General features: G+C 64.5%; 13 protein-coding genes and 3 tRNA genes. 11 read left to right on the forward strand and 5 right to left on the reverse strand.

Annotated elements, in window-relative coordinates:
- Positions 1-105 precede the first annotated feature (105 nt).
- The 3 genes from DK254_RS27235 to DK254_RS27245 all read right to left on the reverse strand — a co-directional run bounded on the left by DK254_RS27235 (position 106) and on the right by DK254_RS27245 (position 1,631).
- Positions 106-315 (reverse strand): YgdI/YgdR family lipoprotein, encoded by a 210-nt coding sequence (locus tag DK254_RS27235; protein WP_089391689.1) that lies wholly within the window; start codon positions 313-315, stop codon positions 106-108.
- Positions 316-388: 73 nt separating this feature from the next.
- Complete coding sequence (gene lpxH / locus DK254_RS27240; RefSeq protein WP_109936328.1) at positions 389-1,132, reverse strand: UDP-2,3-diacylglucosamine diphosphatase; 744 nt, start codon at positions 1,130-1,132, stop codon at positions 389-391.
- 4 nt (positions 1,133-1,136) lie between these two features.
- Positions 1,137-1,631: a peptidylprolyl isomerase gene (locus tag DK254_RS27245; protein ID WP_089391687.1), complete on the reverse strand. Its 495-nt coding sequence runs from the start codon at positions 1,629-1,631 to the stop codon at positions 1,137-1,139.
- A 123-nt stretch (positions 1,632-1,754) separates the two neighbouring features.
- Between DK254_RS27245 and DK254_RS27250 the strand changes: the two genes are divergently transcribed.
- Positions 1,755-3,437: a glutamine--tRNA ligase/YqeY domain fusion protein gene (locus DK254_RS27250; protein WP_109936329.1), complete on the forward strand. Its 1,683-nt coding sequence runs from the start codon at positions 1,755-1,757 to the stop codon at positions 3,435-3,437.
- Positions 3,438-4,823 (forward strand): cysteine--tRNA ligase, encoded by a 1,386-nt coding sequence (cysS, locus tag DK254_RS27255; protein ID WP_109936330.1) that lies wholly within the window; start codon positions 3,438-3,440, stop codon positions 4,821-4,823.
- A 339-nt stretch (positions 4,824-5,162) separates the two neighbouring features.
- Here cysS and folD read toward each other — a convergent pair whose 3' ends face one another.
- On the reverse strand, positions 5,163-6,017 hold the full coding sequence (gene folD, locus DK254_RS27260; RefSeq protein WP_109936331.1) for a bifunctional methylenetetrahydrofolate dehydrogenase/methenyltetrahydrofolate cyclohydrolase FolD: 855 nt from the start codon (positions 6,015-6,017) through the stop codon (positions 5,163-5,165).
- Positions 6,018-6,280: 263 nt separating this feature from the next.
- Between folD and DK254_RS27265 the strand changes: the two genes are divergently transcribed.
- From DK254_RS27265 to DK254_RS27305, 9 genes are all read left to right on the forward strand, one after another.
- A tRNA-Arg gene (locus DK254_RS27265) sits at positions 6,281-6,357 on the forward strand.
- A gap of 29 nt (positions 6,358-6,386) precedes the next feature.
- Positions 6,387-6,462 (forward strand) — tRNA-His (locus DK254_RS27270).
- Positions 6,463-6,514: 52 nt separating this feature from the next.
- Positions 6,515-6,599: transfer RNA gene (locus DK254_RS27275), tRNA-Leu, on the forward strand.
- A gap of 142 nt (positions 6,600-6,741) precedes the next feature.
- Complete coding sequence (tig, locus tag DK254_RS27280) at positions 6,742-8,052, forward strand: trigger factor (RefSeq protein ID WP_109936332.1); 1,311 nt, start codon at positions 6,742-6,744, stop codon at positions 8,050-8,052.
- Positions 8,053-8,143: 91 nt separating this feature from the next.
- Positions 8,144-8,782 carry an ATP-dependent Clp endopeptidase proteolytic subunit ClpP gene (clpP, locus tag DK254_RS27285; RefSeq protein WP_009623460.1) on the forward strand — a complete coding sequence of 213 codons (639 nt, stop codon included), beginning with the start codon at positions 8,144-8,146 and terminating at the stop codon, positions 8,780-8,782.
- 106 nt (positions 8,783-8,888) lie between these two features.
- Positions 8,889-10,169, forward strand: a complete 1,281-nt coding sequence (clpX, locus tag DK254_RS27290; RefSeq protein WP_109936333.1) for an ATP-dependent Clp protease ATP-binding subunit ClpX — start codon at positions 8,889-8,891, stop codon at positions 10,167-10,169.
- Between the two features lie 135 nt (positions 10,170-10,304).
- Entirely contained in the window at positions 10,305-12,701 is a 2,397-nt protein-coding gene (gene lon, locus DK254_RS27295) for an endopeptidase La (protein WP_109936334.1), read from the forward strand.
- Between the two features lie 136 nt (positions 12,702-12,837).
- Complete coding sequence (gene hupB / locus DK254_RS27300; protein WP_003087931.1) at positions 12,838-13,110, forward strand: nucleoid-associated protein HU-beta; 273 nt, start codon at positions 12,838-12,840, stop codon at positions 13,108-13,110.
- Between the two features lie 230 nt (positions 13,111-13,340).
- Positions 13,341-15,218, forward strand: coding sequence for a SurA N-terminal domain-containing protein (locus tag DK254_RS27305; protein ID WP_109936335.1), 1,878 nt, complete (start codon positions 13,341-13,343; stop codon positions 15,216-15,218).
- 280 nt (positions 15,219-15,498) lie between these two features.
- Here DK254_RS27305 and DK254_RS27310 read toward each other — a convergent pair whose 3' ends face one another.
- Positions 15,499-16,269 (reverse strand): class III extradiol ring-cleavage dioxygenase, encoded by a 771-nt coding sequence (locus DK254_RS27310; RefSeq protein WP_109936336.1) that lies wholly within the window; start codon positions 16,267-16,269, stop codon positions 15,499-15,501.
- Positions 16,270-16,524 lie beyond the last annotated feature (255 nt).

Raw genomic sequence — 16,524 nt, forward strand, 5'->3', positions numbered from 1 at the left:
ATCGGCGCGGGGCGCAAGACAGTTGCTCCTACGATCGTGCCCCCTGGAACTGTAGGAGCGGACTCCGTCCGCGATAGGCGGATGACGCCCGTGCCCCGTGCGCCTTCAGCGCTCGATGATCTGCCGGATCTGCGACTGCGGGATCATCTGTTCCCGGCCCTCGGCGTCCTCGAAGCGGATCATGCCGCTGGCCTTGTCCAGCTTCGGCTTGTTGTCGGTGGTGATCATCTGGCCATCGGCGGTGCTGATGATGTACTCGCTGGAGCAACCGGCGAGGGCGAGCAGGCAAGCGGCGAGCAGCAGGTGTCTTTTCATGGTGGTCCCGGGCGGTTTGGCTATGGATAGCTTGAGCATAGCTGCTGGCCCGGGGCCATGAACTTGATTCGCGTCAGTGGTCGGACGGCTCTGCGTCGAGGGGGAAAGGCGCCTGTTCCAGGCCGTTGGCATCGGCCTGCAGGGCCCAGCCCTGGCGGTCCCAGTCGCCGAGGACGATGCGCCGTGCGCGCTGGCCGTCGAGCTGCAGTTCGTGCACCGCCGGGCGATGGGTGTGGCCGTGGATCAGGGTGCGCACGCCATGCTCGCGCATGACCTTCAGCACCTCTTCCGGCGTCACGTCGACGATCTCGCTGGCCTTCATCCGCGTTTGCGCGCGGCTTTCCTTGCGCAGCTTGCGCGCCAGTTGGTGGCGTTTCGACAGCGGCAGGTTGCGCAGGATGAACAGCGAGACCGGGTTGCGCAGCCAGCGGCGCAGCTTCATGTAGCCGGCGTCCAGGGTGCACAGGCTGTCGCCGTGCATCAGCAGCACCTTCTCGCCGTTCAGGGCGATGACGCTGGGATCGCGCAGCAGGGTGCAGCCGGCCTCGCGGCAGAACGCCTTGCCGATGAGGAAGTCGCGGTTGCCGTGCATCAGGTAGATGCGCGTGCCGCCGTCGGCCACCTCGCGCAGGGCGCGGGCGATGGAGTGCTGGAACCCGTCCATGCCGTCGTCGCCGATCCAGGCCTCGAAGAAGTCGCCCAGGATGTAGAGGGCTTCGGCCTGGCTGGCGCGGCTGCGGAGGAAATGCAAGAACGCCCGGGTGATGTCCGGGCGTTCCGCTTCCAGATGCAGGTCCGAGATGAACAGGACGCTCATCGACTCACTCGACGATCTCGGCCTTCTCGATGATCACGTCTTCGCTGGGCACGTCCTGGTGACCGGCGCGCATGGTGGTGGCCACGCCCTTGATCTTGTCGACCACGTCCATGCCGTCCACGACCTGGCCGAACACGCAGTAGCCCCAGCCCTGCACGGTCGGCGCGCTGTGGTTGAGGAAGTCGTTGTCGGCGACGTTGATGAAGAACTGCGCGCTGGCCGAGTGCGGCTCCATGGTGCGGGCCATGGCGACGGTGCCGACCTTGTTGCCGACGCCGTTGTTGGCTTCGTTCTTGATCGGGGCGCGGGTGCTCTTCTGCTTCATGCCCGGCTCGAAACCGCCGCCCTGGATCATGAAGTTGTTGATCACGCGGTGGAAGATGGTGTTGTCGTAATGACCGCTCTTCACGTACTCCTTGAAGTTGGCCACGGTCTCCGGGGCCTTGTCTTCGAAGAGTTCCAGGGTGATGACGCCATGGTTGGTGTGCAGCTTGATCATGAGGGGATTCCACTCTGTCGGGAAAATCGAAGGCCTGTCAGGGGGTTGACAGCTTCGGCTATGATAAGCGCTTTGGTTTGGCCGGCCTACCCTGGCTGAACGTCAGTAACGATCAAGGACACCATGAGCAAGCCCACCGCCGATTCGAAAGAAGCCACTGTCGCCGCCAACTTCCTGCGCCCCATCGTCCAGGCAGACCTGGACAGCGGCAAGCACCAGAAGATCGTCACCCGCTTCCCGCCGGAGCCCAACGGCTACCTGCACATCGGCCACGCGAAGTCGATCTGCCTGAACTTCGGCCTGGCCCGTGACTTCGGCGGCGACTGCCACCTGCGCTTCGACGACACCAACCCGGCGAAGGAAGACCAGGAATACATCGACGCCATCGAGGCCGACGTGAAGTGGCTGGGCTTCCAGTGGGCCGGCGAGGTGCGCTATGCCTCCAACTATTTCGACCAGCTGCACGCCTGGGCGGTGGACCTGATCGAGGCCGGCAAGGCCTTCGTCTGCGACCTCAACGCCGAGGAGATGCGCCAGTACCGCGGCAGCCTGACCGAGCCGGGCAGGAACAGCCCCTACCGCGAGCGCTCGGTGGAGGAGAACCTCGACCTGTTCGCGCGCATGAAGGCCGGCGAGTTCCCCGACGGCGCCAAGTCGCTGCGGGCGAAGATCGACATGGCCTCGCCGAACATCAACCTGCGCGACCCGATCCTCTACCGCATCCGCCACGCCCATCACCACCAGACCGGCGACAAGTGGTGCATCTACCCCAGCTACGACTTCACCCACGGCCAGTCGGACGCTATCGAGGGCATCACCCACTCCATCTGCACCCTGGAGTTCGAGGACCATCGCCCGCTGTACGAGTGGTTCCTGGCCAACCTGCCGGTGCCGGCCCAGCCGCGCCAGTACGAATTCGCCCGGCTGAACCTGAACTACACCATCACCAGCAAGCGCAAGCTCAAGCAACTGGTCGACGAAGGCCATGTGAGCGGCTGGGACGACCCGCGCATGTCGACCCTCTCGGGATACCGCCGCCGCGGCTATACCCCGGCCTCGATCCGCAACTTCTGCGACATGATCGGCGTGAACCGCGCCGGCGGCGTGGTGGATATCGGCATGCTGGAATTCGCCATCCGCGAGGACCTGGACGCCAACGCCGCCCGCGCCATGTGCGTGCTCAAGCCGCTGAAGGTGGTGATCACCAACTACCCCGAGGGCAAGGTCGAGAACCTCGAGCTGTCGCGCCACCCGAAGCAGGACATGGGCGTGCGCGTGCTGCCGTTCGGCCGCGAGATCTACATCGACGCCGGTGACTTCGAGGAAGTCCCGCCGGCCGGCTACAAGCGCCTGGTCCCCGGTGGCGAGGTGCGCCTGCGCGGCAGCTACGTGATCCGCGCCGACGAAGCCGTCAAGGACGCCGCCGGCAACATCGTCGAACTGCGCTGCAGCTACGACGAGAACACCCTGGGCAAGAACCCGGAAGGCCGCAAGGTCAAGGGCGTGATCCACTGGGTGCCGGCCGCCGAGAGCGTGGAGTGCGAAGTGCGCTTGTACGACCGCCTGTTCCGCTCGGCCAACCCGGAAAAAGCGGAAGAGGGCGGCAGCTTCCTCGACAACATCAACCCGGATTCGCTGGTGGTGCTCAAGGGTTGCCGCGCCGAGCCGTCGCTGGCCAGCGCCAGCGCCGAGGAGCGCTTCCAGTTCGAGCGCGAAGGCTACTTCTGCGCCGACAGCAAGGATTCCAAGGCCGGCGCCCTGGTCTTCAACCGCACCGTGACCCTGCGCGATTCCTGGGGGCAGTAAATGGCGCTTTCCGTCTACAACACCCTGAGCAAGGTCAAGGAACCCTTCCAGCCGCTGGTGGGCAACCAGGTGCGCATGTACGTGTGCGGCATGACCGTGTACGACTTCTGCCACATCGGCCACGCCCGCGTCATGGTCGCCTTCGACGTCATCGCCCGCTGGCTGCGCCAGCGCGGCTATGAGCTGACCTACGTGCGCAACATCACCGACATCGACGACAAGATCATCCGTCGTGCCCAGGAGAACGGCGAGCCCTTCGACGCCCTGACCGAGCGCATGATCGCCGCCATGCACGAGGACGAGGCGCGCCTGTCGGTGCTGCGCCCGGACATCGAGCCGCGCGCCACCGGCCACATCGCCGGCATGCACGCGATGATCCAGACGCTGATCGACAAGGGCTTCGCCTACGCGCCGGGCAACGGCGACGTCTACTACCGCGTCGGCAAGTTCGTCGGCTACGGCAAGCTGTCGCGCAAGAAGATCGAGGACCTGCGCATCGGCGCGCGCATCGAGGTCGACGAATCCAAGGAAGACCCGCTGGACTTCGTCCTGTGGAAGGCCGCCAAGCCGGGCGAGCCGAGCTGGGCGTCGCCCTGGGGGGCCGGGCGTCCGGGCTGGCACATCGAGTGCTCGGTGATGTCCACCTGCTGCCTGGGCGAGACCTTCGACATCCACGGCGGCGGCCCGGACCTGGTGTTCCCGCACCACGAGAACGAGATCGCCCAGAGCGAGGCGGCCACCGGCAAGCCCTACGCGGCCACCTGGATGCACGCCGGCGCGGTGCGCGTGGACGGCGAGAAGATGTCCAAGTCCCTGGGCAACTTCTTCACCATCCGCGAGGTGCTGGAGAAGTACCACCCCGAGGTGGTGCGCTTCCTGCTGGTGTCCAGCCACTACCGCAGCCCGATCAACTATTCCGAGGACAACCTCAAGGAAGCCAAGGGCGCGCTGGAACGCTTCTACACCGCGCTGCGCGGCCTGCCCGAGGCCGAGGCGGCCGGCGGCGAAGCCTTCGCCGAGCGTTTCGCCGCGGCCATGGACGACGACTTCAACACCCCCGAGGCCGTCGCCGTGCTGTTCGAGATGGCCCGCGAGGTCAACCGCCTGCGCGAGGCCGACCTGCAGGGCGCGGCGGCCCTGGCGGCGAAGCTGCGCGAGCTGGCCGGCCTGCTGGGCGTACTGCAGCTTGAGCCGGATGCCTTCCTCCAGGCCGGCGCCGCCGGCAAGGTCGACGCCGCCCAGGTGGAAGCGCTGATCCAGGCCCGCCTGGAAGCCCGCGCGGCGAAGAACTGGGCCGAGTCCGACCGCATCCGCGACGAGCTGACCGCCATGGGCGTGGTCCTGGAAGACGGCAAGGGCGGCACCACCTGGCGCCTGGCCGAGTGAGCCGCCGTTGAAATGAAGGAAGGCCGCTGATGCGGCCTTTTTTCTGCCTCGCCGGCCGCGCCGAGATGCTCTTCGTAGGAGCGAGCTTGCTCGCGAACGGACTCCGCTGCGGGGCTCATTCGCGAGCAAGCTCGCTCCTACGAGAAGCCGCGCCCGCCCGCAGCGTAGGAGCGGACCTTGTCCGCGATGGCCGGGCGTTCCGGCGCGCTATCCCCTGTAGGAGCGCGCTCTGCGCGCGAATCGCAGGCAGGGCCTGCTCCTACAGGTTGCCGGGAGGCAATGGTTTCGCCATGAAAAAAGGCCGCTGATGCGGCCTTTTCTGCGTCGGGGCAGGGCTGGTTACTTGTGCAGCTCTTCCGCGGCGTACAGGGTGTTCTCCAGCAGGCAGGCGCGGGTCATGGGGCCTACGCCGCCCGGCACCGGGGTGATCCAGCTGGCGCGCTCGGCCGCCACCTCGTATTCCACGTCGCCCACCAGCCGTCCGTCGGCCTGGCGGTTGATGCCGACGTCGATGACGATGGCGCCTTCCTTGATCCACTCGCCCTTGACCAGGCCCGGCTTGCCGGCTGCCACCACCACCAGGTCGGCGCGGCGCACGTGCTCGGCCAGGTCGCGGGTGAAGCGGTGGGTGACGGTCACGGTGCAACCGGCCAGCAGCAGCTCCAGGGCCATGGGGCGGCCGACGATGTTGGAGGCGCCGACGATCACCGCGTCCATGCCGTACAGGTCGGCGCCGGTGCTCTGCAGCAGGGTCATGATGCCCTTCGGGGTGCAGGGGCGCAGCAGCGGGATGCGCTGGGCCAGGCGGCCGACGTTGAACGGGTGGAAGCCGTCCACGTCCTTGTCCGGATTGATGCGCTCCAACAACTGCGAGGCGTCCAGGTGGGCGGGCAGGGGCAACTGCACCAGGATGCCGTCGATCGCCGGGTCGGCGTTCAGGCGGTCGATCAGGGCCAGCAGTTCTTCCTGGGTGGTGCTTTCCGGCAGGTCGTAGGCCTGGGACAGGAAGCCTACTTCCTCGCAATCCTTGCGCTTGTGCGCGACGTAGACTTGGGATGCCGGATCGCTGCCGACCAGGATCACCGCCAGGCCGGGGATGCGCAGCCCTTGCTGGCGGCGCTCGGCGACGCGTTGGGCTATCTGCTGGCGGAGGCTGGCGGCGATCGCTTTGCCGTCGATCAGTTTTGCGGTCATGTCGGAGGAGCAACCATAGAGACGGGGAAAAAAGGACGCGCATTTTCGCACGCCGCCCACATAAGGCAAAGGCGGGTGTCCGCTGATTTGCCGTAACTCCTTTATCTCTTTGAAATTTTTTTGAAAAAACCGTTGACGAGGGTAGGGCTCGTCGCTAACATGCGCCCCGCTTGCCGAGCACAGCCTGAAGCAAGAACAGCAGGCGGTGCAAACCGGTTCAGTGGTTTCCGCTGATCTGCTTAGCAAGGGTTGCAGCCACTAAAGCGCCCGTAGCTCAGCTGGATAGAGCATCCGCCTTCTAAGCGGATGGTCGCAGGTTCGAGTCCTGCCGGGTGCGCCATTATGGCGTGCGGTAAAGCGTGTAATATGGTGGGCGTAGCTCAGTTGGTAGAGCACAGGATTGTGGCTCCTGGTGTCGTGGGTTCGATTCCCATCGTCCACCCCATATTCCGAAGCGCCAGGCCTAGAGCCTGGCGTTTTCGTTTCTGCGGTTCCCTGCGGACGTGGTGAAATTGGTAGACACGCCGGATTTAGGTTCCGGTGGCGCAAGCTGTGAGAGTTCGAGTCTCTCCGTCCGCACCATTCTTTTCCAGAAGCTCTCGCAGCCCGAGTATTTCCGCCGCTTTCAGCCTGGGTGACTTCTGCATTTCTTGTGACTAGAATGCTTGCCCTTGATTCTGGGAGCCGGAAGGACCGGCTTACGTCTGTGCCACGAGGAATATCCATGCAAGTTTCCGTTGAAAGCACCTCCGCTCTTGAGCGCCGCATGACCGTTGGCGTGCCGGCCGAGCGCATCGAGACCGAAGTCAACAAGCGTCTGCAGCAGACCGCTCGTCGCGCCAAGGTTCCCGGCTTCCGTCCCGGCAAGGTGCCGATGAGCGTGATCCGCCAGCGCTACGAAGCCGCCGCTCGTCAGGAAGCCCTCGGTGACCTGATCCAGGAAACCTTCTACGAAGCCGTGGTCGAGCAGAAGCTGAACCCGGTCGGCGCCCCGTCGGTGGAGCCGAAGGTATTCGAGAAGGAGAAGGGCCTGGAATACGTGGCCACCTTCGAAGTCTTCCCGGAATTCCAGGTCGCCGGCTTCGACGGCATCGAGGTCGAGCGCCTGCAGGCCGACGTGGCCGACGCCGACGTCGACAACATGCTGGAAATCCTGCGCAAGCAGAACACCCGCTTCGAGGCCGTCGAGCGCGCCGCGCAGAACGACGACCAGCTGAACATCGACTTCGTCGGCAAGATCGACGGCGAAGCCTTCGCCGGCGGTTCGGCCAAGGGCACCCTGCTGGTGCTGGGCTCCGGCCGCATGATCCCGGGCTTCGAAGAAGGCCTGGTCGGCGCCAAGGCCGGTGAAGAGCGCGTGCTCACCCTGAACTTCCCCGAGGACTACCAGAACCTCGACCTGGCCGGCAAGGCCGCCGAGTTCAGCGTCACCGTGAACAGCGTCAGCGAGCCCAAGCTGCCGGAACTGACCGAAGAGTTCTTCGCCCTGTTCGGCATCAAGGAAAGCACCCTGGAAGGCTTCCGCGCCGAAGTCCGCAAGAACATGGAGCGCGAGCTGCGCCAGGCCATCAAGTCCAAGGTGAAGAACCAGGTGATGGAAGGTCTGGTGACCGCCAACCCGATCGACGTGCCCAAGGCCCTGATCGGCAACGAAGTGAACCGTCTGCGCGTGCAGGCCGTCCAGCAGTTCGGCGGCAACATCAAGCCCGAGCAACTGCCGGCCGAGCTGTTCGAAGAGCAGGCCAAGCGCCGCGTGGTCCTGGGCCTGATCGTCGCCGAGCTGGTCAAGCAGCACGAGCTGAAGGCCGACGAAGCCCGCGTTCGCGAGATGATCGAAGAGATGGCTTCGGCCTACCAGGAGCCCGAGCAAGTGGTCGCCTGGTACTACAAGAACGACCAGCAGCTGAACGAAGTGCGCTCGGTTGTACTGGAAGAACAAGTTGTAGATACTGTCCTGCAGAAGGCCAAAGTGACCGATAAGCAGGTATCCTACGAAGACGCGGTCAAGCCTGCTGAAGCTCCTGTAGCGGCCTGATCCAACCCTTCGTTCGATCGTCATAAGCCAGCCCTCGGGCTGGCTTATGTCTTTGAGACATATCTATTTCATTAGGGAGTGATCGTCGGACATGCCGAATACCTTCATGCCGCAAGTTCCGAACATCCAGGCCGCCGGTGGCCTGGTGCCGATGGTGGTGGAGCAGTCCGCCCGCGGTGAGCGTTCCTACGACATCTATTCGCGCCTGCTGAAGGAGCGGATCATCTTCCTGGTCGGCCAGGTCGAGGACTACATGGCCAACCTGGTGGTGGCCCAGCTGCTGTTCCTCGAAGCCGAGAACCCGGACAAGGACATCCACCTGTACATCAACTCGCCGGGCGGTTCGGTGACTGCCGGCATGTCCATCTACGACACCATGCAGTTCATCAAGCCGGACGTGTCGACCATCTGCGTCGGCCAGGCCTGCAGCATGGGCGCGCTGCTCCTCGCGGGCGGCGCCGCCGGCAAGCGCTACTGCCTGCCGCACTCGCGGATGATGATCCACCAGCCGCTGGGCGGCTTCCAGGGCCAGGCCTCGGACATCGAGATCCACGCCAAGGAAATCCTCTTCATCAAGGAGCGCCTGAACCAGGTGCTGGCGCACCACACCGGCCAGCCGCTGGACGTGATCGCCCGCGACACCGACCGCGACCGCTTCATGAGCGGCGAGGAAGCGGTGCAGTATGGTCTGATCGATCAGGTTTACACTCAGCGCCCCTCGGCCGCCTGAGTCTTTCCGCTCGAACACGGCCGGGCGACCGGCCGTTTCGCGGGCTTGAAAATGCCCGCATTTGCCTTCATCTTGTGTTTCAAGCCTATCCGACTGGAACGATCTAATGACTGACACCCGCAACGGCGAGGACAACGGCAAGCTGCTGTATTGCTCCTTCTGCGGCAAGAGCCAGCACGAAGTGCGCAAGTTGATTGCCGGCCCCTCGGTCTTTATCTGCGACGAGTGCGTCGACCTGTGCAACGACATCATCCGCGAGGAGGTGCAGGAAGCACAGGCGGAGAGTAGCGCGCACAAGCTTCCGGCGCCGAAAGAGATCCGTTCCATCCTCGATCAGTACGTGATCGGCCAGGAACGTGCGAAGAAAACCCTGGCGGTAGCGGTCTACAACCACTACAAGCGCCTGAATCAGCGCGACCGCAAGGACGACGTCGAGCTGGGCAAGAGCAACATCCTGCTGATCGGGCCGACCGGCTCGGGCAAGACCCTGCTCGCCGAGACCCTCGCGCGCCTGCTGAACGTGCCTTTCACCATCGCCGACGCCACCACCCTGACCGAAGCCGGTTACGTGGGCGAGGACGTCGAGAACATCATCCAGAAGCTGCTGCAGAAGTGCGACTACGACGTAGAGAAGGCCCAGATGGGCATCGTCTACATCGACGAGATCGACAAGATCTCGCGCAAGTCGGACAACCCGTCCATCACCCGTGACGTGTCCGGCGAAGGCGTGCAGCAGGCCCTGCTGAAGCTGATCGAAGGCACCGTCGCCTCGGTTCCGCCCCAGGGTGGCCGCAAGCACCCGCAGCAGGAGTTCCTGCAGGTCGATACCCGCAACATCCTGTTCATCTGCGGTGGCGCGTTCGCCGGCCTGGAAAAGGTCATCCAGAACCGCTCCACCAAGGGCGGCATCGGCTTCAGTGCCGAGGTTCGCAGCCAGGACATGGGCAAGAAGGTCGGCGAGGCGCTGCGCGAGGTGGAGCCGGAAGACCTGGTCAAGTTCGGCCTGATCCCGGAATTCGTCGGCCGCCTGCCGATCATCGCCACCCTCGACGAACTCGACGAGGCGGCGCTGATGCAGATCCTCACCGAGCCGAAGAACGCCCTCACCAAGCAGTACGCCCGCTTGTTCGAGATGGAAGGCGTGGACCTGGAGTTCCGCCCGGACGCCCTCAAGGCCGTGGCTCGCAGGGCCCTGGAGCGCAAGACCGGCGCCCGTGGCCTGCGCTCGATCCTCGAAGGCATCCTGCTCGACACCATGTACGAAATCCCCTCGCAGACCGAGGTCAGCAAGGTGGTCATCGACGAGAGCGTCATCGACGGCTCGTCCCAGCCCCTGCTGATCTACGAGAACAGCGAGCAGCCTGCCAAGGCTGCGCCTGAGGCATAAAAGAAAAGGGGGCCTTCGGGCCCCCTTTTTCCTTCCCGTCTACCGCGCTTGTTTTTTCCCTGGCCTAACCCCATCTTAGGCCCAAGGGTCTAACCCCATCTTTTTTGGCCAAGTGCCGCTGTAGAGCCGAATATCATGAAAACACTCGTCGAGTTGCCCCTGCTTCCCCTGCGTGACGTAGTGGTCTATCCGCACATGGTCATTCCCCTGTTCGTGGGGCGCGAGAAATCCATCGAGGCCCTGGAGGCCGCGATGACCAGCGACAAGCAGATCCTCCTGCTGGCGCAGAAGAACCCCGCCGACGACGACCCGGGCGAAGACGGCCTGTACCGCATGGGCACCGTGGCCACCGTGCTGCAGCTGCTGAAGCTGCCCGACGGCACCGTGAAGGTCCTGGTGGAGGGCGAGCAGCGTGGCCATGTCGAGCGTTTCATCGACGAGGACGCCCATTGCCGCGCCGAAGTGTCGATCATCGACGAGGCGCCGGTCGGCGAGCGCGAGTCCGAGGTCTTCATCCGCAGCCTGCTGAGCCAGTTCGAGCAGTACGTGCAACTGGGCAAGAAGGTCCCGGCCGAAGTGCTGTCGTCGCTGAACAGCATCGACGAGCCGGGCCGCCTGGTCGACACCATGGCCGCGCACATGGCCCTGAAGATCGAGCAGAAGCAGGAAATCCTCGAGATCACCGAGCTGGCCGCCCGCGTCGAGCACGTGCTGGCCATGCTGGATGCCGAGATCGACCTGCTGCAGGTCGAGAAGCGCATCCGCGGCCGCGTGAAGAAGCAGATGGAGCGCAGCCAGCGCGAGTACTACCTGAACGAGCAGATGAAGGCCATCCAGAAGGAACTGGGTGACATCGACGAGGGCCACAACGAGGTCGAGGAACTGAAGAAGCGCATCGACGCCGCCGGCCTGACCAAGGAGGCGCTGGCCAAGGCCAACGCCGAGCTGAACAAGCTCAAGCAGATGTCGCCGATGTCCGCCGAGGCCACTGTGGTGCGCTCGTACATCGACTGGCTGGTGAACGTGCCGTGGAAGGCCGAGAGCAAGGTGCGCCACGACCTGGCCAAGGCCGAGGACATCCTCGATGCCGACCACTACGGGCTGGACGAGGTCAAGGAGCGCATCCTCGAGTACCTCGCCGTGCAGAAGCGCGTGAAGAAGGTCAAGGGCCCGGTGCTCTGCCTGGTCGGCCCACCCGGCGTGGGCAAGACCTCGCTGGCCGAGTCCATCGCCCGCGCCACCAACCGCAAGTTCGTGCGCATGGCCCTGGGTGGCGTGCGTGACGAGGCCGAGATCCGCGGCCACCGCCGCACCTACATCGGCTCCATGCCCGGCCGCCTGATCCAGAAGATGACCAAGGTGGGCGTGCGCAACCCGCTGTTCCTGCTCGACGAGATCGACAAGATGGGCAGCGACATGCGCGGCGACCCGGCCTCGGCCCTGCTGGAAGTGCTGGACCCGGAGCAGAACCACAATTTCAACGACCACTACCTGGAAGTGGACTACGACCTTTCGGACGTGATGTTCCTTTGCACGGCCAACTCCATGAACATCCCGGCCCCGCTGCTGGACCGCATGGAAGTCATCCGCCTGCCGGGCTACACCGAGGACGAGAAGGTCAACATCGCCTCGAAATATCTTGTGTCGAAGCAGACTGCGGCCAATGGTCTCAAGAAGGGCGAGCTGACCTTCGACGAGGCGGCCATCCGCGACATCATCCGCTACTACACCCGCGAGGCGGGCGTGCGCAGCCTGGAGCGGCAGATCGCCAAGGTCTGCCGCAAGGCGGTGAAGGAGGGGACCAAGGCCCGGCGCATCGAGGCCAAGGTGACTACCGAGACCCTCGAGAACTACCTGGGCGTGCGCAAGTTCCGCTACGGCCTGGCCGAGCAGCAGGACCAGATCGGCCAGGTCACCGGGCTGGCCTGGACCCAGGTGGGCGGCGAACTGCTCACCATCGAGTCGGCCATCGTCCCCGGCAAGGGTGCGCTGACCAAGACCGGTTCGCTGGGCGACGTGATGGCGGAGTCCATTACCGCAGCGCTGACCGTCGTTCGTAGTCGTGCGAAAAGTCTGGGAATTCCGGCGGACTTCCACGAAAAACACGATATCCACATCCACGTCCCGGAAGGCGCCACGCCCAAGGACGGCCCCAGCGCCGGCATCGGCATGTGCACCGCGCTGGTCTCGGCGATCACCCAGATCCCGGTGCGCGCGGACGTCGCCATGACCGGCGAGATCACCCTGCGCGGCCAGGTGCTGGCCATCGGCGGGCTCAAGGAAAAACTTCTGGCGGCCCACCGCGGGGGAATCAAAACCGTGATCATCCCGGAAGAAAATGTCCGTGATCTCAAGGAAATTCCGGATAACATTAAGGCAGATCTCGTTATTAAACCGGTTAAATGGATTGACGAGGTCCTGCAAATTGCGCTGCAATACACGCCGGAGCCCTTGCCCGATGCGGCTCCCGAGATGGTTGCAAAGGATGAAAAACGCGAGTCTGATTCCAAGGAGCGAATCAGCACGCATTAGCCGGGGGGCTTTCTTGACACTGTTTTTGGGCCCTTGTTATAAAGCGGCACTCGCTTTGTCAGTTGGCAAACCAGCACCTGCTTTTGCTTACACCTAACACATAGAAACATACTCAACAGAAATAAGGGGACTTAGAGTGAACAAGTCGGAACTGATCGATGCAATTGCCGCATCTGCTGATATCCCGAAAGCTGTTGCCGGTCGCGCTCTGGACGCGGTAATCGAGTCCGTCACTGGCGCCCTGAAGGCGGGTGACTCCGTCGTACTGGTTGGCTTCGGCACCTTCGCTGTCAAAGAGCGTGCTGCCCGCACCGGTCGCAACCCGCAAACCGGCAAGCCGATCAAGATCGCTGCCGCTAAGATCCCGGGCTTCAAAGCCGGTAAAGCCCTGAAGGATGCTGTCAACTAAGCGTCTTTCCGGTCTTGACCTGTCCGGTCCGACCTAGCGTCGGATCGGCCGCGGAGCGGCGCTCGGGATGGGTTACCATCCTGCATCGCCGGGGGTCGCGGGCCAAGGCTCGCTAGCTCCGCCCGTTACGAGAAGGCGCATCCTCGGATGCGCCTTTCTCATATCCGCATATTAAATACCCACGCCTCGCCGCCACTGACGGCAGGTGCGTGGCCGCTTTTGGGGGCCGCATGCTGCAAAACATCAGGGACAATTCCCAGGGCTGGATCGCCAAGACCATCATCGGTGTCATCGTCGTGCTGATGGCGCTGACCGGTTTCGATGCCATCATCCGGGCTACCCATCACGAGAATGTCGCTGCCAAGGTCAATGGCGACGACATCAGCATCCCCGAGCTGCAGCAGGCTCAGGAAATGCAGCGCCGCCAGCTGCAGCAGCGCCTGGGCAAGGACTTCGATGCCTCGACCCTGGACGACAAGCTGCTCAAGGACGCCGCACTCAAGGGCCTGATCGAGCGCAAGCTGTTGCTCCAGGCTGCACAGAACGACAAGTTCTCCTTCACCCAGCAGCAGGTCGACCAACTGATCCTGCTGACCCCCGAGTTCCAGCTCGACGGCAAGTTCAACTCCGACAAGTTCGACCAGGCACTGCGCCAGAACGGCTACACCCGCATGCAGTTCCGCCAGATGCTCGAGCAGGAAATGCTCATCGGCCAACTGCGCGCCGGCATCGCCGGTTCCGGCTTCGTCACCGACAACGAACTGCAGGCCTTCGCCCGCCTGGAGAAGCAGACCCGCGACTTCGCCACCCTGACCTTCAAGGCCGATCCGTCCAAGGCCAAGGTCGAGGATGCCGACATCAAAGCCTACTACGACGCCCACAAGGCCGAGTTCATGAGCCCGGACCAGGTGGTGATCGACTACATCGAGCTGAAGAAGTCGTCCTTCTTCAACCAGGTCGTCGCCAAGGACGAGGACCTGCAGGCCCAGTACCAGAAGGAAGTCGCCGGCCTCTCCGAGCAGCGCGACGCCGCGCACATCCTCATCGAGGTCAACGCCAAGCAGAGCGATGCCCAGGCCAAGGCCAAGATCGAGGAGATCAAGGCGCGCCTGGCCAAGGGCGAGGACTTCGCCAAGCTGGCCAAGGAGCAGTCCAACGACATCGGCTCCGCCGGCAATGGCGGTGACCTGGGTTACGCCGGCCGTGGCGTCTACGACCCGGCCTTCGAGGATGCGCTCTATGGCCTGAAGGCCAAGGGCGACGTGTCCGAGCCGGTGCGTACCCAGTACGGCTGGCACCTGGTCAAGCTGCTCGGCGTGCAGGCGCCGGAAGTCCCGAGCTTCGCCAGCCTGAAGCCCAAGCTGGAACAGGACCTGAAGAGCCAACTGGTGGAGCAGCGCTTCGTCGACGCCACCAAGCAGCTGGAAAGCTCCGCCTACGAGGCCTCCGACCTGGCCCAGCCGGCCCAGGAACTGGGCCTGAAGGTCGAGACCAGCAAGCCCTTCGGCCGCGAAGGCGGCGAGGGCGTCGCCGCCAACCGCCAGGTCATCCAGGCTGCCTTCAGCACCGAGGTGCTGGAAGACGGCGCCAACAGCGGCGCCATCGAGCTGGACCCGGAGACCGTGGTTGTGCTGCGCGTCAAGGAGCACCATAAGCCGCAGCAGCAGACCCTGGAGGAAGTCACCGCTTCCATCCGCGAAGTGCTGCAGCGCCAGCATGCCGCCGACGCCGCCAAGGCTCAGGGCGAAGCCCTGCTGGCAGGCCTGCGCGATGGCAAGACGCCGCTGGCCCAGGCCCAGAACGGCCAGACCTGGAAAGTGGTGGAAGCCGCTTCCCGTGGCCAGGAGGGCGTCGACCCGCTGCTGCTCCAGGAAGTGTTCCGCATGGCGCGTCCGGCCAAGGCCGGGCAACCGACCTTCGCCGGTGTGACCCTGGGCAATGGCGACTACGTGCTGGTGCGCCTGAACGGCGTCAGCGAGCCGGGCGCCACCCTGAGCGACCAGGAGAAGGCCATGTACCGCCAGTTCCTCGCCTCGCGCAGCGGCCAGGAAGACTTCGCCGCTTTCCGTCGTCAACTGAGCGACAAGGCAGAGGTCGAGAAGTACTGATCCATCGGCTGTGAGAAAAGGCGGAGCAGGGTGACCTGCTCCGCCTTTTTCGTATCCGCCGCATACCTACGCCATCCCCATGTAGGAGCGCGCCCTGCGCGCGAATCGCGGGCAGGGCCCGCTCCTACAGGGTGTCTTGAAGCCCGACATTCCCATCCGTAAGTCGATCAGCGCATAACGCCGCAGGCGTTATGCGCCCTACGGGGCCGCTACGTAGGATGGGTTGACGAAGCGATACCCATCACCACGGCACAATCCATCTTTCCCGCCGTGGCGAGCCTCAACCGAAACGGTAGATATCCATCCCGAGCGCCCCCAGGGTGAAGCCGGCGTGCTCGACGCGCATGGCGGGGCCGCCGGCGCCGCGGGCGAAGTACAGCGGCAGCAGGTGTTCTTCGCTGGGGTGGTTGCGCGCTGCCGACGGGGCCTGCTGGCGATAGTCGAGAAGCGCGGCCTCGTCCTCGCTCGCGAGCTTCTCGACGATCCAGTCGCGGAAGGCCCGGGCCCAGGGCTCGACCACGTCGGGGCCGGCGTGCCAGTCCAGTTCGCCGAGGTTGTGGGTGATGCTGCCCGAGCCGATCAGCAGGAAGCCCTCTTCGCGCAGCTGGCGCAGGGCCTTGCCGACGTGGTCCTGCAGGCGCGGGCCGAGGCGGCTGGGGAGCGACAGCTGCAGCACCGGGATGTCCGCGGCCGGGTACATCAGGCTCAGTGGAACCCAGGCGCCGTGGTCCAGGGGGCGCTCGGCGTCGAGGCTGGCCGGGATCTGCCGGCTGGCCAGCAGTTCGACGACCCGCCGGGCCAGCTCGGGCGCGCCGGGGGCGGGGTACTGGACCTCGTAGAGGGCGCGGGGGAAGCCGTAGAAGTCATGCCAGGTCTCCGGCCGCGGGCTGGCGGTGATGCGCAGGTCCGGCGTTTCCCAGTGCGCCGATACCACCAGGATCGCCTTCGGCCGGGGCAGTTCGTCGGCCAGGCGCTTGAGCGGCGCCGCGCTGGCGCCGGGTTCCAGCGCCAGCATGGGGGAGCCGTGGGATATGAACAGGGTAGGGAGCATGGAACACCTCCAAAGTGATGGCGTTATGTTCCCGCTGCGATAGATCGAAATCCAGTATGGGTTTTCGACCATAACCATCCGTTAATTCGATGCTGCCAGGCTGTGCCCGAGGCGACGATCGGGTTGAACCTGGATGGCCAGTGGCCGCTCCAAGCCACTGTCTGCCTTCGGCGAAGACGGTTGCCGAGGTGGTTTTGCAGGCTGCGTCGCAAAGCCATCTATCCTCTGAAAAGAGCTACAGCAAGTTGCGGCCTG

Origin of the sequence: Pseudomonas sp. RW407 (assembly GCF_003176655.1) — a bacterium.
Classification (GTDB): domain Bacteria; phylum Pseudomonadota; class Gammaproteobacteria; order Pseudomonadales; family Pseudomonadaceae; genus Pseudomonas; species Pseudomonas delhiensis.